The organism is Arthrobacter sp. B2060 (assembly GCF_059090445.1).
On record NZ_JBNHFR010000008.1, the window covers coordinates 68811 to 84491 of the forward strand.

16 protein-coding genes are annotated in these 15681 nt (G+C 66.2%); 7 read left to right on the forward strand and 9 right to left on the reverse strand.

Translation table 11 applies throughout. The features are described from left to right. Positions 1–55 precede the first annotated feature (55 nt). On the forward strand, positions 56–622 hold the full coding sequence (locus AC5RUM_RS14640) for a hypothetical protein (protein ID WP_494035603.1): 567 nt from the start codon (positions 56–58) through the stop codon (positions 620–622). A 109-nt stretch (positions 623–731) separates the two neighbouring features. After that, complete coding sequence (locus AC5RUM_RS14645; RefSeq protein WP_494035604.1) at positions 732–1532, forward strand: hypothetical protein; 801 nt, start codon at positions 732–734, stop codon at positions 1530–1532. A gap of 98 nt (positions 1533–1630) precedes the next feature. On the opposite strand, the gene AC5RUM_RS14650 is transcribed toward AC5RUM_RS14645, so the two are convergent. Next, a complete protein-coding gene (locus tag AC5RUM_RS14650) occupies positions 1631–2326 on the reverse strand; it encodes a redox-sensing transcriptional repressor Rex (RefSeq protein WP_400579306.1) in 696 nt (231 codons plus the stop codon). Between the two features lie 89 nt (positions 2327–2415). After that, on the reverse strand, positions 2416–2670 hold the full coding sequence (locus tag AC5RUM_RS14655) for a glutaredoxin family protein (RefSeq protein WP_494035605.1): 255 nt from the start codon (positions 2668–2670) through the stop codon (positions 2416–2418). A 120-nt stretch (positions 2671–2790) separates the two neighbouring features. On the opposite strand from AC5RUM_RS14655, the gene AC5RUM_RS14660 reads away from it, so the two are divergent. Further along, positions 2791–3609 carry an HAD family hydrolase gene (locus AC5RUM_RS14660; RefSeq protein ID WP_494035606.1) on the forward strand — a complete coding sequence of 273 codons (819 nt, stop codon included), beginning with the start codon at positions 2791–2793 and terminating at the stop codon, positions 3607–3609. A gap of 171 nt (positions 3610–3780) precedes the next feature. Here the strand turns inward: AC5RUM_RS14660 and AC5RUM_RS14665 are convergent, their stop codons facing one another. The 3 genes from AC5RUM_RS14665 to AC5RUM_RS14675 form a co-directional block, all read right to left on the reverse strand. Then, complete coding sequence (locus AC5RUM_RS14665) at positions 3781–3879, reverse strand: 30S ribosomal protein bS22 (protein WP_003792170.1); 99 nt, start codon at positions 3877–3879, stop codon at positions 3781–3783. Between the two features lie 226 nt (positions 3880–4105). Continuing rightward, positions 4106–4318 (reverse strand): helix-turn-helix domain-containing protein, encoded by a 213-nt coding sequence (locus AC5RUM_RS14670; RefSeq protein ID WP_400579309.1) that lies wholly within the window; start codon positions 4316–4318, stop codon positions 4106–4108. 104 nt (positions 4319–4422) lie between these two features. Then, positions 4423–5586, reverse strand: a complete 1164-nt coding sequence (locus AC5RUM_RS14675) for a 3-deoxy-7-phosphoheptulonate synthase (protein WP_494035607.1) — start codon at positions 5584–5586, stop codon at positions 4423–4425. A 651-nt stretch (positions 5587–6237) separates the two neighbouring features. Between AC5RUM_RS14675 and AC5RUM_RS14680 the strand changes: the two genes are divergently transcribed. Continuing rightward, positions 6238–8568 carry a SulP family inorganic anion transporter gene (locus AC5RUM_RS14680; RefSeq protein WP_494035608.1) on the forward strand — a complete coding sequence of 777 codons (2331 nt, stop codon included), beginning with the start codon at positions 6238–6240 and terminating at the stop codon, positions 8566–8568. 135 nt (positions 8569–8703) lie between these two features. Here AC5RUM_RS14680 and AC5RUM_RS14685 read toward each other — a convergent pair whose 3' ends face one another. Continuing rightward, complete coding sequence (locus AC5RUM_RS14685; protein ID WP_494035609.1) at positions 8704–9303, reverse strand: TetR/AcrR family transcriptional regulator; 600 nt, start codon at positions 9301–9303, stop codon at positions 8704–8706. Between the two features lie 73 nt (positions 9304–9376). Continuing rightward, entirely contained in the window at positions 9377–10072 is a 696-nt protein-coding gene (locus AC5RUM_RS14690) for a FadR/GntR family transcriptional regulator (RefSeq protein WP_494035610.1), read from the reverse strand. An 80-nt stretch (positions 10073–10152) separates the two neighbouring features. On the opposite strand from AC5RUM_RS14690, the gene AC5RUM_RS14695 reads away from it, so the two are divergent. Then, the gene (locus tag AC5RUM_RS14695) at positions 10153–11484 is read left to right on the forward strand and encodes an alpha-hydroxy acid oxidase (RefSeq protein ID WP_494035611.1); all 1332 of its coding nucleotides are present in this window, start codon (positions 10153–10155) and stop codon (positions 11482–11484) included. A gap of 22 nt (positions 11485–11506) precedes the next feature. Here the strand turns inward: AC5RUM_RS14695 and AC5RUM_RS14700 are convergent, their stop codons facing one another. Both AC5RUM_RS14700 and AC5RUM_RS14705 read right to left on the reverse strand, forming a co-directional pair. Continuing rightward, a complete protein-coding gene (locus tag AC5RUM_RS14700) occupies positions 11507–12145 on the reverse strand; it encodes an ArsR/SmtB family transcription factor (RefSeq protein ID WP_494035612.1) in 639 nt (212 codons plus the stop codon). A gap of 91 nt (positions 12146–12236) precedes the next feature. Then, entirely contained in the window at positions 12237–13448 is a 1212-nt protein-coding gene (locus AC5RUM_RS14705; protein ID WP_494035613.1) for an acetoin utilization protein AcuC, read from the reverse strand. Positions 13449–13567: 119 nt separating this feature from the next. On the opposite strand from AC5RUM_RS14705, the gene AC5RUM_RS14710 reads away from it, so the two are divergent. Further along, positions 13568–15001 (forward strand): TrkH family potassium uptake protein, encoded by a 1434-nt coding sequence (locus AC5RUM_RS14710; RefSeq protein WP_494035614.1) that lies wholly within the window; start codon positions 13568–13570, stop codon positions 14999–15001. Continuing rightward, positions 14994–15680, forward strand: a complete 687-nt coding sequence (locus AC5RUM_RS14715) for a potassium channel family protein (RefSeq protein ID WP_400579318.1) — start codon at positions 14994–14996, stop codon at positions 15678–15680. The genes AC5RUM_RS14710 and AC5RUM_RS14715 overlap by 8 nt, the downstream gene beginning before the upstream one ends. Position 15681 lies beyond the last annotated feature (1 nt).

Below are 15681 nucleotides of genomic sequence, written 5' to 3' on the forward strand. Positions count from 1 at the left end.
TCCGGGCCCGGACGCTTTCTATAATTGGCCACACCGCCTTCTATAAGTGAGAGCCATGAGCAACCCCAACGATCCACCGCAGGAACCAGGCAGCGAACCCCCTTCCGGTGACCGTCCACAACAGCGGCGTGCAGGACGCCTCCCGTTCCACCTGCCCGCGGACCGCCCCCGCAGTTTCTATGAGGCCATGCCGCCAGGCGGCTTCGCCGGGCTCTTCAGCGTGATCGGGCTGCCGACGGAACTGAAGATCTCGTACTGGATCTGGGTGCTCAGTGGCCTGCTCGGGCTGCTCGGCGGGGTGATCGTGCTGTTCGGCGCGTTGGTTCTCTTTGCGTTTTCGCCCGGCATCGCGATCCTTGTGTTGCTGCTCGCGGTCTGCGGCGCGGCGCTGTCCGCGCTGCAGATTGTCCTGGCCATGAATATGAAGGAAGGCCGGGAGTGGGGCCTGCTGGCACTGACGGCTGTTGCCGGTGCCTCACTGCTTCTCGCTGTCATAAGCCTCGCCTTCACTGACGGCCGCGCCGGCAACGGGCTGGGCTTTCTGGCAGCGCTGGCCGCAACCGTGCTGATGTGGGTTCCCAACTCGCAGGCCTGGTTTGCCGCGAATACCCCTCGGGGATGAGCCTCGACACGACCGGTGAGGGGTACGGTGGAGTTAAGCCATGCTGGGGGCAGGGCAATGCGTCTGAACCCGGCGGCCGGTCCCTACGTCACAACGCAAAGGAACGCTCATGAGCACTCCTCCAGTCCCGCCTCGCAACCCTAACGATCCGGATTCCGGCCGCCATGATTCCGATGAGTCTGGACGGGACAGCAGCGGGCAGCCGCAGTACGGCCAGAACGCTCCGCAATACGGCCAAAATGCCCCCCAGTATGGTCAGAATGCACCCCAGTTCGGCCAAAATGCCCCGCAGTATGGCCAAAACGCTCCCCAGCAGCCGCAGTACGGCCAGAACCCGCCGCAGTATGGACAGCCGCAGTACGGGCAACAGCCGTACGGCCAGCCGCCTCAGGGCCCGTCGCCATATGGCCAGTCACCGTATGCCCAGTACCCCTCAGAGCAGGCCATGGGCGGATCCGCCGTCGCACCCCAGTCGGTGCAGCGGGCGTTCTGGATGATCCTGGCGGCCGGCGTCCTGACGTTCCTGTCCACCTTGTTGGGCATTGGCACCCTCGACGACCCCGCGGTGCGCCAGACCTTCGAGGACCAGATTCAGGGCAGCGGCCAGAGCATCCCCTTCGAAGACATCAAGGGCTTCCTCATTGGCACGATCGTGGTCTTTGCGCTGATCATTGCCGGGCTCTACGCGCTGGTGGCGTTCAACGTCCGCAAGGGTAAGAACTGGGCCCGGATCTTGGGCACTGTCTTTGCGGCGCTGTCCATCTTCTCCATTGCGCCGCTGGGCATCAACACTGTCGCTGTGATTCTGGGGATCGCCGCGATCGTGATGCTGTACATGCCTGCGGCTTCACCGTATTTCCAGAAGCCGCAACCCTTCGCCAACCCGTACGCGGGCCCGTACGGCCGCTGACCACGCCAACTGCCTGTTGTTCACCTACCTTGTGGCCCCTCACTCCCCGCGGAGTCAGGGGCCACAAGTGTGCGCTCGCGCTTAACCGGAGCCGGAAGTTAGTGCGGTTGCCCCGGGGTCTGCGCCCGTTGCGCGTGGTAGGCCAGGATCTGCAGCTCGGTGGCCATGTCCACCTTGCGGAGGTTCACGTCGTCGGGAACCTGTAGCATCACCGGGGCGAAGCTGAGGATGCTGCGTACCCCCGCGGCCACCACGCGGTCGCAAACGCTCTGGGCCACAGCCGCCGGCAAGGCGAGGACCACCATGTTCGTGCCCGTCCGCTCCAGCACCGTTTCAAGGTCCGCCACATCGCTCACCCGCAGCCAGCCCACCTCGTTGCCGACCACCATCTGGTCGGCGTCGAAAATGGCCACCACGTCGAAGCCGCGGGACTCGAACCCGCCGTACCTGGCCAGCGCTTTGCCCAGGTTACCGGCGCCGACGATGGCGACCTTCCAGTCGTGCGTAAGTCCGAGCGTGGCGGCAATGTGGCGGCTGAGGTACTGGACCTCGTAGCCCACACCGCGGGTGCCATACGATCCCACGTGGGAAAGGTCCTTGCGGAGGGTGGAGGAGCTGACCCCGGAGGCCTCAGCCAGGGACTCGGATGAGACGCGTTCAATTCCTTCGGCGAGGAGGGAGTTCAGGGCGCGCAGGTAGATGGTCAGCCGGGCCACGGCGGCTGGCGGGATCTGCTTGCCGGCAGCACCGGTGTGCCCTGGCACGGCCTGGGGTGGTGAATCGAGCGAAGTCACTAATTGCTCCATTGCGTCGCGTTGTGAGTCCACTCTAAATCCCCATCACTTATGTCAACAAAGCCGGTGCCTCTGTGCGGGATACGCGGCTAGCGCGCCATCGCCTGGCGCAGGACGCGCTCGAGCCTTGCCTCGTCGATCTTCCAGAAGTCGCGCTGGATCCCGTCCACCAGCACTACCGGGATTTCTTCGGCGTAGCGGTCCCGGAGGGCTTCATCGCCGTCCACCGACTGTTCCGTCCACCCAAGCCCCAGCCCTGCGGCAACCCGTCCGACGGCGTCGCGCGCGGCAGCGCACAGGTGACAGTCAGCTTTGGTGAGGAGAACGACGTCGGGATTTGCCATGGCTCAACCGTAGCGCCGTTCCCGGCGCTGAGCGATGCCGGCGTCGGCAGAACGCCGGTGCGTGGCCCGATTCTGCGTCCGCGGAGGATGGGCTTCCCCGCGTTGACTAGACTCAGTGGCATGCCTGAGGAGAAGTATGTCGCTGTGGCCAGGCAGCCCGTTGCAACGCGGCAACAAGGCGAGGCCGCGTTTTTCGACGTCGATAACACCCTGATGAGGGGCGCCAGCCTTTTCCACGTGGCCCGGAAAATGCATCAGCGGGGAGCCTTTACCCTCCCGCAGGCGGCGGGCATGGCATGGCAACAGTTCAAGTTCGTGCTCCGTGGCGAAAACATTGACGACGTCCACGCGGTGCGTGACTCCGCCCTGACCCTCGCCTCCGGCATCACCGTGGAAGACATCAAGGCGCTCGGCGAAGAGGTCTACGACGAGATGATCGCCTCCCGGATCTGGCCCGGTACCAAGGCCCTGGCCCAGCAGCACCTGCGCGTGGGGCGCCAGGTCTGGCTCGTGACCGCCACGCCGATCGAGGTGGCCACGGTCATCTCCACCCGGCTGGGGCTCACGGGGGCGCTGGGCACCGTGGGAGAAATCAGTGAGGGGCTGTACACCGGGCGGTTAGTCGGCGACATCCTGCACGGTTCGGCGAAGGCGGTGGCCGTCCAGGGCCTCGCCGATGCCGAAGGCCTCGACCTCAAGCGCTGCTGGGCGTACAGCGACTCCTACAACGACATCCCGCTGCTGACCCTGGTGGGCCACCCCGTCGCCATCAACCCGGACGCCCGGCTGCGCAAGCACGCCCGGGAGCACAACTGGCCGGTCTATGACTTCCGCTCGGGCCGGCGCGCCGCGACCCTTGGGCTCAAGGCCGCAACCGCCGGAGGGGCGGTCTACGGCCTCTGGAGGGGCTACTCCCGCTTCCGCGGCCCGCGGGTCTGACGCGCTCCGGACGCGCTAATGCCCCCAGGACACGCAAACGGTCTGGCGACACCCAAATATCCGTGTCCTCAGACCGTATCCGCGTCCTGAGACCGCTTCCGCGTCGCCAGGAGGCAAAGAAAATGCCCGCCACCTCGAAAGGCGGCGGGCATCCACGCACTGAAAGTATCTCTACTTCTTGTTGCGGCGCTGGTGGCGGGTCTTACGAAGCAACTTGCGGTGCTTCTTCTTGGCCATACGCTTGCGACGCTTCTTAATAACTGAACCCACGAAAGTTCCTTACAAACTAGATGCAGTACCTGTCTGATGGAGAAGGTCCGTGGACTAAGCAACAGACTGAACAACTGACAGATTCTTACAATGACGTAAAACGTTCCTTAACAGGGTACCGCTTATCCGGGCGCCTCCTGACCGCCGGCCTTCCCATGACCTCCAGCCGCCCCCAAGGAAGCTGCAGCCGTCACGGGAATCCGAACGGCCAGTTGAGCGCCAAGAATCACGCGGTGTCCGACTGTCCGTCCACAACAGCACCCTTAAGGTACTGCTCGACGGCGGTCTCCGGAACCCGGTACGAGCGGCCGAACCGAACGGCCGGCATCTCCCCGGAATGGACCAGCCGGTACACGGTCATTTTGGAGACGCGCATGACCTCAGCCACTTCGGCCACGGTCAAGAACTTGGCGTTCGAGAAGTTCGACTCTGCGGACATTTCCCATATTCCTTTGCTCTCAGCAACATTGCGGCATCCCATTTTTGTCTGCGGTGCGCCGATGCTGAGCCATCGAACAACCGTGTCCTAGTTACTCTAGATGCTCACGTGGCCATTGTGAAAGCCCGGCGTTTCCGCGACGAGGCCGCCAGCTGCTCCAAGACTGAGGCCGTCACATCCCACTCCATGCACGCGTCGGTGACGCTCTGGCCGTATACGAGCTCGTCCTTCCCGGCGGCGTGCTCGGCCACGTCCAGGTTCTGGGCGCCGCCCACGAGGAAGCTCTCGAGCATGACCCCGGCCACGGCGTTTGCGGCGGCGCCTGCATCTTCCAGCTGCGCACCGATTTCAAGGGCAACCTCAGCCTGGCGGTGGTGGCTCTTGCCGCTGTTGGCATGGCTGGCGTCCACGATGAGCCGCGGGTTGAGGTTCTTTGCCGCGAGCCTCGATGACGCAGCTTCAACGTCGGCGGCGGAGTAGTTGGGGCCCTTCCGGCCGCCGCGCAGAATGACGTGTGTGTCAGGGTTGCCGGCGGTGGAGACAAGCGCAGCCCGGCCGTCGTCGTCGATCCCCAGGAAAGCCTGGGCCGCCGCGGCCGCGCTGCAGGCATCAACCGCGACCTGAAGGTCGCCGTCGGTCCCGTTTTTGAAGCCGATGGGCATGGAGAGCCCGGAGGCGAGCTGGCGGTGGATCTGGCTTTCAGTGGTGCGTGCACCGATGGCGCCCCAGGAGACGAGGTCGGCCATGTACTGGGGGCTGATCGGTTCAAGGAACTCCGTGGCGGCGGGCAGTCCGAGTGCTGTCACCTGCTGCAGGAAGCGGCGCGCCTCGCGCAGGCCCGTGGCGATGTCGTGGGTGCCGTCAAGCCGCGGGTCGTTGATCAGGCCCTTCCAGCCGACCGTGGTGCGCGGCTTTTCGAAGTATGCCCGCATGACGATGAGCAGGTCTTCCTTGTGCTTCTCGGCCTGGCTGACGAGGCGGCGGGCGTATTCGAGGCCGGCCTTGGGATCATGGATGGAGCACGGCCCGACGATCACGAGCAGGCGGTCGTCCACACCGTCCATGACAGCCCGGACTTCGTCCCGGCCGCGTTCGACGACGTCTGCCGTCCGGGCGTCGAGCGGCAGTTCGGCGATCATCTCCTGGGGCGTCGGCAGGGCGGTGATCCCGCTGACGCGCAAATTCGAGGTGGACTGCTTCGAGGCGGCGTGCGTCGTGCTGCGGTTCGACGCCGCCTGCTGGGTTTCGGTTGCTGCTGCGGTGCTCATGGGGTCCTGTTCCGGGTGCGGAGCGGGCCCAGATCAGAACCCGCCGGAGAAATGGCGAAGGGCAGAGAATGATCTCTGCCCTGTTGGCTCTGAAGGTAGTTGGATGCGTGTCAGTTAGACGCGGGCCCCTCCAGAGCCAACGAAAAATACGCATACCAACGGTTAGTCATAGGGACACCCTAACCTCGGCGTTGTTTGATCCGCAAATTCGAGCCCTGGGCGAACGGACAGGGTGGGGTCCGCTTCGATGCCCCGTGCCGGGTGGCGAAACGGCATCGCGAGGCCGCTGACGCTGCAGCTGCAAGGAAATTTTTTGCGCAGAAACCGCCTGACCTGCCCCAAATTTCTAATGTGACTTGATTAATCGCTTCTTTTCCGGGGCCGTGCCCGGGCTCTTGACCCGGGATCCCGCGCCCGCCGCGCCTGCCCCGGATTCTTGGGGGTGCGGCTGGGATTTCGGCTTTCCGGCAACCCGCCGGGGCTTTTGCCAACGACCGGCCCGGAACCGCCAGACGACGAAAATCCAGGCCTGTGTTAAGCGGATTTTACGGCGGCCCGCAGGTGTTGTTTCTCACGACCGACACCCTTGCAGCCGTGCTGGCGGCGTCAATAGCGTGGGCAAGGACCCGCCAAACGAGCCAAGGACTGAAAATGCCCTCACCAGCCGCTACGGATCCAATCTCCCCACCCGGCACAGCAAACCGGATACCTTTCCCGGCTGCCCTGACCTCCGGGCTTCGCTGGGACGTGCCCGCATCCCTTGTCGTGTTTCTCGTGGCGGTGCCCCTCTCTCTGGGGATCGCGGCTGCCTCCGGAGCACCCGTCATGGCAGGCCTTATCGCTGCAGCAGTCGGCGGCATCGTGGCCGGCACGCTTGGCGGCTCACCTCTGCAGGTCAGCGGCCCCGCCGCAGGCCTGACCGTCATCGTTGCCGGCCTGATCGAGCAGTTCGGCTGGCCGGCGACCTGCGCCATCACGGCCGCGGCCGGTGTCCTCCAGACGCTGCTGGGCTTCGCACGGGTTGGCCGCGTGGCCCTGGCCATCGCCCCCGTGGTGGTCCACGCCATGCTCGCCGGAATCGGCGTCATCATTGTCCTGCAGCAGACCCACGTGATGCTCGGCGCCGAGGCCGGCGAATCGGCCTGGCACAACGTCAAGGCCCTTCCGGCCACCATCACCTCCGTGGACCACCAGGCAGCGGCTCTGGGCGTCTTGGTGATCCTGACGCTGCTCGGCTGGAAATACATGCCGGCCGCCGTCCGCCGAATCCCGGCGCCGCTCGCGGCAGTGGTCGCCGCCACCGCGCTTTCCCTTCCCTTCAAGTCCGACGTCGACCGGATCACCTTCGACGGGTCCCTCCTCGACGCGCTGTCCCTCCCGCAACTGCCGCAGGGGCACTGGAGCGCCGTTGCGATCGGCATCATCACCATCGCGCTGGTGGCCAGCGTTGAATCCCTCCTCTCCGCCGTGGCCGTGGACAGGATGCACCACGGCGAACGGACGGACTTCAACCGGGAACTCGTGGGCCAGGGAGCCGCCAACATGACCTCCGGCATGCTGGGCGGCCTTCCCGTCACCGGCGTGATCGTGCGCAGCGCGACCAACCTGGAAGCAGGGGCGCGAACGCGAAAATCAGCAATCCTGCACGGCGTCTGGGTGCTGGTCTTTTCACTTCTGCTTGCGGCGGTGATCGAACTGGTTCCCGTTGCCGTCCTCGCCGGGCTGCTGATCATCATCGGCGTCCGGCTCGTGAAAGTGGCCGATTTCCACACTGCCCGCGTAACCGGGGACCTGGCGGTATATGCCGTCACGCTGCTGACCGTGGTGTTCGTGAACCTGCTGGCAGGAGTGCTCACGGGCCTGGCCCTGGCCGTGGTGCTGGTGCTGTGGCGCGTGGTCCGCGCCGGCATCCATGCGGAACCCCTCGGAGACCCGGACGACCAGCGCTGGCGGGTAGTGATCGACGGATCCTGCAGCTTCCTGTCACTCCCCCGCCTCAGCCACGTCCTCGCCTCCGTCCCGTCCGGCTCGCACGTCACCGTCGAGCTTGAGGTGGACTTCCTGGATCATCCCGTACACGACACGCTGGACGCGTGGCGCCGCCGGCACATCAGCAACGGCGGCACCGTGCAGATAGAAGAAAGCGGCACCGCCACCCTTCACGGTGCAAAGGCCGGCCCGCCGGCGCGCGGCAGCTCGCGTTCCGCCCTGCGGGGCGGCTTTGCCCCGTGGCGCAGCTGGCAGCGGGATCTCCGGCCTGGGACGGAGGCCGGGACCCACCTACCGGCTCCGCTGCAGACGGTGCTCGCCGGGGTGGAAAACTACCACCGCCGCCACGCCCACCTGCTTCGCCCCCATGTGCAGGAACTGTCCGCCGCCCAGAACCCGGACACACTGTTCCTCACCTGCTCGGATTCACGGCTGGTGCCGAACCTGATCACGAGCAGCGGCCCGGGCGACCTGTTCACCGTCCGGAACGTGGGCAACGTGGTGGGGAACGGCCGGCTCGACCCCTCGGTCGAAGCAGCGCTGGACTTCGCGCTCCATAAGCTTTCGATCAGGTCGGTGGTCATCTGCGGCCACTCCGGCTGCGGTGCCATGACTGCCCTGACCGCAGACCCGGTGAAGGACTCGCCCCAGAAAGCAGCAGCCGGGCGCAATGCGGTCGAGGCCTGGCTGGACCATGCCCGGCCCAGCCTCGCCGCGTTCCGCTCAGGGCACCGAGTGCGGACCGCTGCAGCAGAGGAGGGATACGGGGAAGTGGACCAGCTGGCGATGGTCAACGTCGCCGTCCAGCTGGAACGGCTGCAGCGTCATCCCGGTGTCCGCGAGGCCCTCCAGTCGGGCCGGCTGCACCTAACCGGCCTGTTCTATGACATTGCCACGGCCCAGGTCCTGCAGGTCACGCCGGACGGCATCAGCCACCTGGATCCGCTGCCGCGGGCCGCGGCCGACGCCGGCTCTGTCGCCGCTGCCGTGTAGGCAGGCTCCGATCCCGGGCCGGTCCCGCCGCCGCTGCGCGGCGGGACCGGGTGCCGGCGTGCAGGCGGGACCGGCGCGGCTGTGCAGGCAGGACCGGGGCCGACCCGGGCAGGTCCCGGTAAGGGGATGCCGGCGTTATTCAGCCCCGATTCCCGGAGGTGCCAGCAGGACCTCGACCAGCTCCCCGAGGCCTGCCGCGATGTCCACGTTTTTGTCGTAGAGCCATTGCAGCTGCAGGCCGTCAAACGCCGCAATAACAAGCCGCGCCAGCGACTCCGCAGAGGCATCGGTCCGGACTTCGTTCGCGCCCTGGCGGCGCCGAATGTCCTGCCCCAGCTCTTCGACGAGTTCGGAATACCGGGACTGGAAGTAGGTGTGCGAAGCATGTCCGGGGTCGTTTGCTGTTGCTGACGCCACCGCATACAGCGTGGTCAGCCCAGGCTCCTGCATGTTGCGCTCAGCCACCGGGACCAGCCCCGGGAGGCCAGGTTCCACTGCTCCCCCCAGCTCCCTGCCGCGGCGGTCCCGCTCGGCGAGAACAGCTGTCAGCAGCTCCTGCTTGCCGCTGAAGTAGTGGAACAGGGTGGCTTCCTTCACGCCCACCTGCTCGGCCACACGCTTCAGGGCGGTTCCCTCGAAGCCCTCCGTGGCAAACACATCAGTGGCCGTTTGGATGATCTGCTCACGGCGTTCGGCGCCCTTGGCGTAGCGTCCGCGAGGCTTCACAGTAGACATTCCGCCAGTGTATTTCACACCCCGCGACATGACAGTTGGCGGCAGTGTCCATCGGGAGCATTGCCGCCAACTGTCATCTGCCGGTGTCGTGGCCCAGGCCGGCCTCCCTGTAGTAGCCCTCGATATGGGCCGCGACCAGCTGAGCCGCGCGGCCGCCGTCGTCATTCCGGATGGCCTCCAGAATCTCCCGGTGCTCCGAACGCAGCCGCGCTGCCGTGGCCTCCCAGTCCGGAAAGTTGGCCGTCAGCTTTTCGGCGTAGCCCTGGATGGCCTCGCGCAGGGATCCCATCATCGCGCTGACCACGGCATTCCCGGCGGCATCGGCCAGGGCGAGGTGGAACCGCACGTCCAGGGCCAGGAAATCATCAACCTCCGGACCGGCGTCCATATCGTCCAGCAGCTCCGACGCACGCTTGAGTTCGGGGGCGTCCGGCTTGGCCCGGGCCACGGCCCAGGATTCCAGCAGTACCCGCGTTTCAACGATGTCCGCCACGGGCAGGTGCTGGGTGGCAACATGCAGGCGCAGTGCCGAGCCCAGAGCAGCCGTCGGATCGGAAATCACCACCGTCCCGGCGTCCGGGCCCGACCCTACGCCGGCACGCACGATGCCCATGGCCTCGAGGATGCGGATGGCTTCGCGGACCGAGGTGCGCGAGACGGAGAGCTGCTCCGCCAGGCTGCGCTCGGCGGGCAGCCGGCCGCCCACCGAGAGCTGGCCGCCTGCAAGCTGGTCCTCGATCCACTGCAGGACAAGTTGGTGCGTACGCATGTGGCCATCTTAGTTGATGTGGTTGGACCACATGGGCTACAGTGTGGTCCAACCACACGATTCCGCATTCGGAGGCAGCAATGACGCAGACAGTTGAATCGAACAACCCGGAAGCCCCCACCACACCCCGTGACACCGCTCCGGCGGACCGGGAGCCCGGCATCTCTGCCCCCGCACGCATCCCCGCTGCCCTGAAGCGCCGGATCCCGAAGTATTCGGACGTCGCTCCGCTGATGCAGTTCAAGAAGCCCGACTTCAGCCGGGCCGCCAAACTGCAGCGGGCCAGCACCATCTGGGAACTGCGGGACATGGCCAAGCGGCGCACGCCGCAGGCACCCTTCGACTACACCGACGGCGCCGCTGAAGCCGAGATCACCCTGCGCCGCGCCCGTGAGGCCTTCGTCGACATCGAGTTCCGCCCGGGCATCCTCCGCGATGTATCCAGCGTGGACCTGGGCACCGACATCCTGGGCAGGCCGTCCCGGCTGCCGGTCGGCATCGCCCCCACCGGTTTCACCCGGATGATGCAGTCCGAGGGCGAATATGCCGGGTCACAGGCCGCCGAGGCCGCCGGCATCCCCTACACGCTCTCCACCATGGGAACAGCGTCCATCGAGGACGTCGCCGAGGCGGCACCCCATGGCCGCAACTGGTTCCAGCTGTATCTCTGGACGGACCGGGACCGTTCCCTGGAGCTGATCGAACGGGCCGCCAAGGCAGGAAACGACACCCTCATGGTTACGGTGGACACGGCGGTGGCCGGCGCCCGCCTCCGCGACGTCCGCAACGGCATGACCATCCCACCGGCGCTGACCCTGAAGACCGTGCTGGATGCGTCCTACCGGCCGGCCTGGTGGTTCAACTTCCTCACGCACGAGCCGCTGACGTTCGCCTCACTCTCGCGCTACACCGGAACCGTGGCGGACCTGATCAACTCCATGTTCGACCCCACACTGACTTTCGATGACCTGGACTGGCTGCGCGAAACCTGGAAGGGCAACCTGGTGGTCAAGGGCATCCAGACCGTGGACGACGCCCGCAAGGTGGTGGACCATGGCGCGGACGGTGTGGTGCTCTCCAACCACGGCGGACGCCAGCTGGACCGCGCGCCCATTCCGCTCCACCTGCTGCCGGAGGTCTCGCAAGCGTTCAAAGCGGACAACTCGGACACCGCGATCATCCTGGACACGGGCATCATGAGCGGGGCGGATATCATCGCGGCACTGGCCCTCGGCGCGGACTTCACGCTGATTGGCCGCGCCTACCTGTACGGGCTGATGGCCGGCGGACGGGCCGGTGTGGACCGTGCCCTCCAGATCCTCGAAAAGGACATGACCCGCACCATGGCACTCCTGGGCGTCAGTAAGCTCTCCGAGCTGACACCTGACCACGTGCGGATCCTTGGCAGGTAGACCCGCCGGCGGGCCACCCGGGCTACTTCTTGCGCCCGAACTTCGGCAGGTTCGCGAGCAGGTCCGCGGCCTTCTTCGCGCCGCGGCCCACCGTGCGTCCGATTTGCTGCGGAACGGTGTCGTCCTGCAGGCCTCCTGGAACGACGACGGCGGGACTCAGCGGTGCACCGTCGGGACGCCCGGAAGCGCCTAAAGCACCTGCAGCGCCGGCGGCGGCGAACGCCTCGGGAACCTCTGTATCCGGGGCGGCTGGCGACGCTGGGCCGCCAAGAGCTGCGCCGCTGGGAGCTGCGTCACGGGGAACGGAACCTGCCGCTTGTGCCCGGGTCGGACGCTGCTGGTCTGCGGCGGCCTCGGCGTGGCCCGCGGGGTCCGGTGACCCGGCACCGGCAGCCGCCGGGCCGACGTCGAACGTCCCCAGCCAGCTGGCGACGCCGGCCAGCGGCTTGGGATTAAGGGCGTAGTAGCGCTTCTGTCCCTGCGCGCGCATGCTCACGAGGTCGGCTTCACGGAGCACCTTCAGGTGCTTGGAGATGGTGGGCTGGCTCGCGGCGAGCTCCTCGACCAGCTCCCCCACTGCTTTGTCCCCTTTTTGGAGGGAAACGAGAATGTCGCGCCGCGTTGCCTCAGCAATGACGGCAAATACGTCGTCTGTCACCATGGGACCAACCCTAGCGACATATACGCCGAATGGCATCTACTATTTCGCTGGTGCGAAACCCGACGCCGCCGGGGTCCTCTGTCGGAGCGGTTCAGTCGAACCAGGGATCCAGTCCGTGCAGGGGGAAAACTTCCTTGCGGGTGGCCATCACCGTGCGGTCGACGTCGTCATTGGGGTCGAACCCGACCTCCCAGGAGCGCCACCAGACGTCCGCATCGTCGCCCATGAGCGTGGGTGCCGCGATGCCGTAGCGCTCATGCACGTAGCTCCTCCAGGCTTCCGGCACGGGAGTGCGCAGCGGCACGGGCCGGCCCGCCACGATCCCGATCAGGTGGCTCCATGCCCGCGGCACGACTCCGGTGATGTGGTAGCCGCCGCCGCCGGTGGCGATCCAGCGGTTGTCACAGTGCCGTGCCGCGAGATTCGCGACGGCAGTGGCCGCCTCGCGCTGGCCGTCCACGCTGACATTGAGGTGTGTCAGCGGATCCAGCCGATGCGAGTCGCAGCCGTGCTGGCTGACGATCACGTCCGGTTCAAAGGCACCTATTAGCTGCGGAACCACAGCGTGGAATGCGCGCAGCCAGCCGGCGTCCCCGGTGCCCACCGGCAGGGCCACGTTGACGGCACTGCCCGGAGCGCCCGCCCCGCCGGTCTCGTTGGCGAAACCCGTGCCCGGGAACAGGGCGAGGCCGGTCTCGTGCAGGGAGATGGTGAGGACGCGGGGATCGTCCCAGAAAATGCTCTGGGTCCCGTCCCCGTGATGCGCATCGACATCAATGTAGGCGACGCGCTGCACGCCCCCGTCCAGCAGCGCCCGGATGGCCAGCGCGGCGTCGTTATAAATGCAGAATCCGCTGGCACGGTCGCGGGCGGCATGGTGCAGCCCGCCGCCGAAGTTCACGGCACGCACCGCCGAACCGTCCAGGATGGCGCGGGCAGCAAGCAGGGATCCTCCGGCGATGCGGGCGGCGGCCGTGTGCATGCCGGCGAATGCCGGATCGTCCTCGGTTCCGAGCCCGTGGGCCTCGTCGGCGGACGTGGGGTCGTCGCTGATGCGACGGACGGCAGCCACGAATTCGGGGCTGTGGACGGTGGTCAGTTCGATATCATCCGCCACCGTCGGCGCCGCCAGGCTGACGTGCCCGAGGTCCAGCAGCCCCAGGCTCCGGGCCAGCCGTGCGGTGAGGTCGAGACGCTCCGGTGCCATCGGGTGGCCCGGGCCGAAGTTGTACGCCGTCATGGCAGCGTCCCACACCACCGTCGTTGGCAGTGCGGGAAGGCTGAGTCCGGGCAGGAATGTCATTACTGACAGGCTACCTGAGCGTGGTCCTCCTGCCTGCGTAGCATGACTGCCCCGGCCATGCGGCGGACTTTAGTGGTTTACTACTGAAGGAAGCAGATTCAACCAAGGAACAGCCACCCATGACGCAAAGCCAGTCGAGGTCCAAGAACCCGACGAGCTGGCAGCCAAACGTCCCCGAGCGTGAAGGCCTCTGGATATTCACGCGGCTTCGGGACTTCATCGACGATATCGCCAACACGTCACCGGCACGACTGGCCCTCAGCGCGTTCGTCGTGGTGATCGTCGTCTTCACTGCGCTGCTGTCCCTGCCGGCGTCCTCCGCCACCGGAGACTTCACGCCGTTGCACCAGGCCTTGTTCACGGCGGTCTCGGCAGTGTGCGTCACCGGCCTGACCGTGGTGTCCACGGCGGTCCACTGGTCATTCTTCGGCCAGCTGATCATTCTTATCGGCATCTTCGTGGGCGGCCTCGGCACGCTGACCCTGGCGTCCCTGCTGGCCCTGATGGTGAGCAAGAAACTGGGTGTGCGGGGCAAGCTCATCGCCCAGGAGGCCATGAGCAACGCAGGGCGACTGGGCGAAGTGGGTACGCTGCTGCGGATCGTCATCACCACCTCCGTGATCATCGAGAGCGTGCTGGCGCTGGCCCTGATTCCCAGATTCCTGACCCTCGGTGAACCCTTCTGGCAGTCGGTGTGGCACGGCATTTTCTACGCCATCTCGTCATTCAACAATGCCGGCTTCACACCGCATTCCGACGGCATCGTTCCCTACGAAACCGACCTGTGGATCCTCATTCCGCTGATGCTCGGAGTGTTCCTGGGCAGCCTCGGGTTCCCGGTGGTTATGGTTCTGCAGCAGAACGGCCTCAACTGGCAGAAATGGAACCTGCACACCAAGCTGACCATCCAGGTGTCTTTCATCCTGCTCGTGGCCGGAACGGTGCTGTGGGGGCTCATGGAGTGGGAAAACCCTCGGACCCTGGGCGGCATGGATCTGGGTGACAAATTCACGCACTCGCTGTTTGCCTCTGTCATGACACGCTCCGGCGGCTTCAACCTCGTGGACCAGAACGAGATGGAGTCCACCACGATGCTGCTCACGGACGCGCTGATGTTCGCCGGCGGCGGCTCCGCCTCGACGGCTGGCGGCATCAAGGTGACCACGATTGCAGTGATGTTCCTGGCCATCGTCGCCGAAGCCCGCGGCGACGCGGACGTCAAGGTCTACGGTCGGACCATCCCGGAGGGCACCATGCGCGTGGCCATCTCGGTCATCGTCGCCGGCGCGACGCTCGTGTCCGTCTCAGCCTTCATGCTGTTGCATATCAGCGGCGCTTCGCTGGACCGGGTGCTGTTCGAAACGATATCCGCCTTCGCCACCGTGGGCCTCAGCACGAACCTCAGCGCCGAACTGCCGCCGTCGGGCGTGTACGTCCTTTCCGCCCTGATGTTCGCCGGCCGCGTCGGCACCGTCACGCTTGCCGCTGCCCTGGCCCTGCGCCAGCGCAGCCAGTTGTACCACTACCCGGAAGAGAGGCCGATCATTGGCTAGTACGTCTGGGGCCGTCAACCGCCCCGCCCATAATGCTCCCGTCCTGGTGATCGGGCTGGGCCGCTTCGGCTCCTCTACCGCCGAACAACTCGTCAAGCAGGGCCGCGAGGTGCTGGCAATCGAGCGCGACCGGACCCTCGTGCAAAAGTGGGCGCCGGTGCTCACGCACGTCGTGGAGGCGGACGCCACCAATATCGACGCGCTCCGCCAGCTCGGCGCACAGGAGTTCAGCTCTGCGGTCGTGGGCGTGGGCACGTCCATTGAATCTTCAGTGCTGATCACGGTGAATCTGGTGGACCTGGGCATCGAACACTTGTGGGTCAAGGCCATCACGCCGTCGCACGGCAAGATCCTTACCCGGATCGGCGCCAACCACGTCATCTACCCCGAGGCCGACGCCGGGGTCCGCGCCGCGCACCTGGTGTCCGGCCGCATGCTGGACTTCATCGAATTCGACGACGATTTTGCGATCGTCAAGATGTATCCGCCGCGTGAAACCGTGGGCTTCACCCTGGACGAATCCAAGGTGCGCTCCAAGTACGGCGTGACCATCGTGGGAGTGAAATCCCCGGGCGAGGACTTCACCTATGCCCGCCCGGAGACCAAGGTGTCCTCCCGCGACATGCTGATCGTGTCAGGGCACGTGGACCTGCTGGAGCGCTTCGCCGCCAGGCCCTAGC

Coding starts and splice junctions, on each gene's coding strand:
- AC5RUM_RS14640 (WP_494035603.1), top strand. CDS start 56: ATGAGCAACCCCAACGATCCACCGCAGGAACCAGGCAGCGAACCCCCT.
- AC5RUM_RS14645 (WP_494035604.1), top strand. CDS start 732: ATGAGCACTCCTCCAGTCCCGCCTCGCAACCCTAACGATCCGGATTCC.
- AC5RUM_RS14655 (WP_494035605.1), bottom strand. CDS start 2,670: ATGGCAAATCCCGACGTCGTTCTCCTCACCAAAGCTGACTGTCACCTG.
- AC5RUM_RS14660 (WP_494035606.1), top strand. CDS start 2,791: ATGCCTGAGGAGAAGTATGTCGCTGTGGCCAGGCAGCCCGTTGCAACG.
- AC5RUM_RS14670 (WP_400579309.1), bottom strand. CDS start 4,318: ATGTCCGCAGAGTCGAACTTCTCGAACGCCAAGTTCTTGACCGTGGCC.
- AC5RUM_RS14675 (WP_494035607.1), bottom strand. CDS start 5,586: ATGAGCACCGCAGCAGCAACCGAAACCCAGCAGGCGGCGTCGAACCGC.
- AC5RUM_RS14680 (WP_494035608.1), top strand. CDS start 6,238: ATGCCCTCACCAGCCGCTACGGATCCAATCTCCCCACCCGGCACAGCA.
- AC5RUM_RS14685 (WP_494035609.1), bottom strand. CDS start 9,303: ATGTCTACTGTGAAGCCTCGCGGACGCTACGCCAAGGGCGCCGAACGC.
- AC5RUM_RS14690 (WP_494035610.1), bottom strand. CDS start 10,072: ATGCGTACGCACCAACTTGTCCTGCAGTGGATCGAGGACCAGCTTGCA.
- AC5RUM_RS14695 (WP_494035611.1), top strand. CDS start 10,153: ATGACGCAGACAGTTGAATCGAACAACCCGGAAGCCCCCACCACACCC.
- AC5RUM_RS14700 (WP_494035612.1), bottom strand. CDS start 12,145: ATGGTGACAGACGACGTATTTGCCGTCATTGCTGAGGCAACGCGGCGC.
- AC5RUM_RS14705 (WP_494035613.1), bottom strand. CDS start 13,448: ATGACATTCCTGCCCGGACTCAGCCTTCCCGCACTGCCAACGACGGTG.
- AC5RUM_RS14710 (WP_494035614.1), top strand. CDS start 13,568: ATGACGCAAAGCCAGTCGAGGTCCAAGAACCCGACGAGCTGGCAGCCA.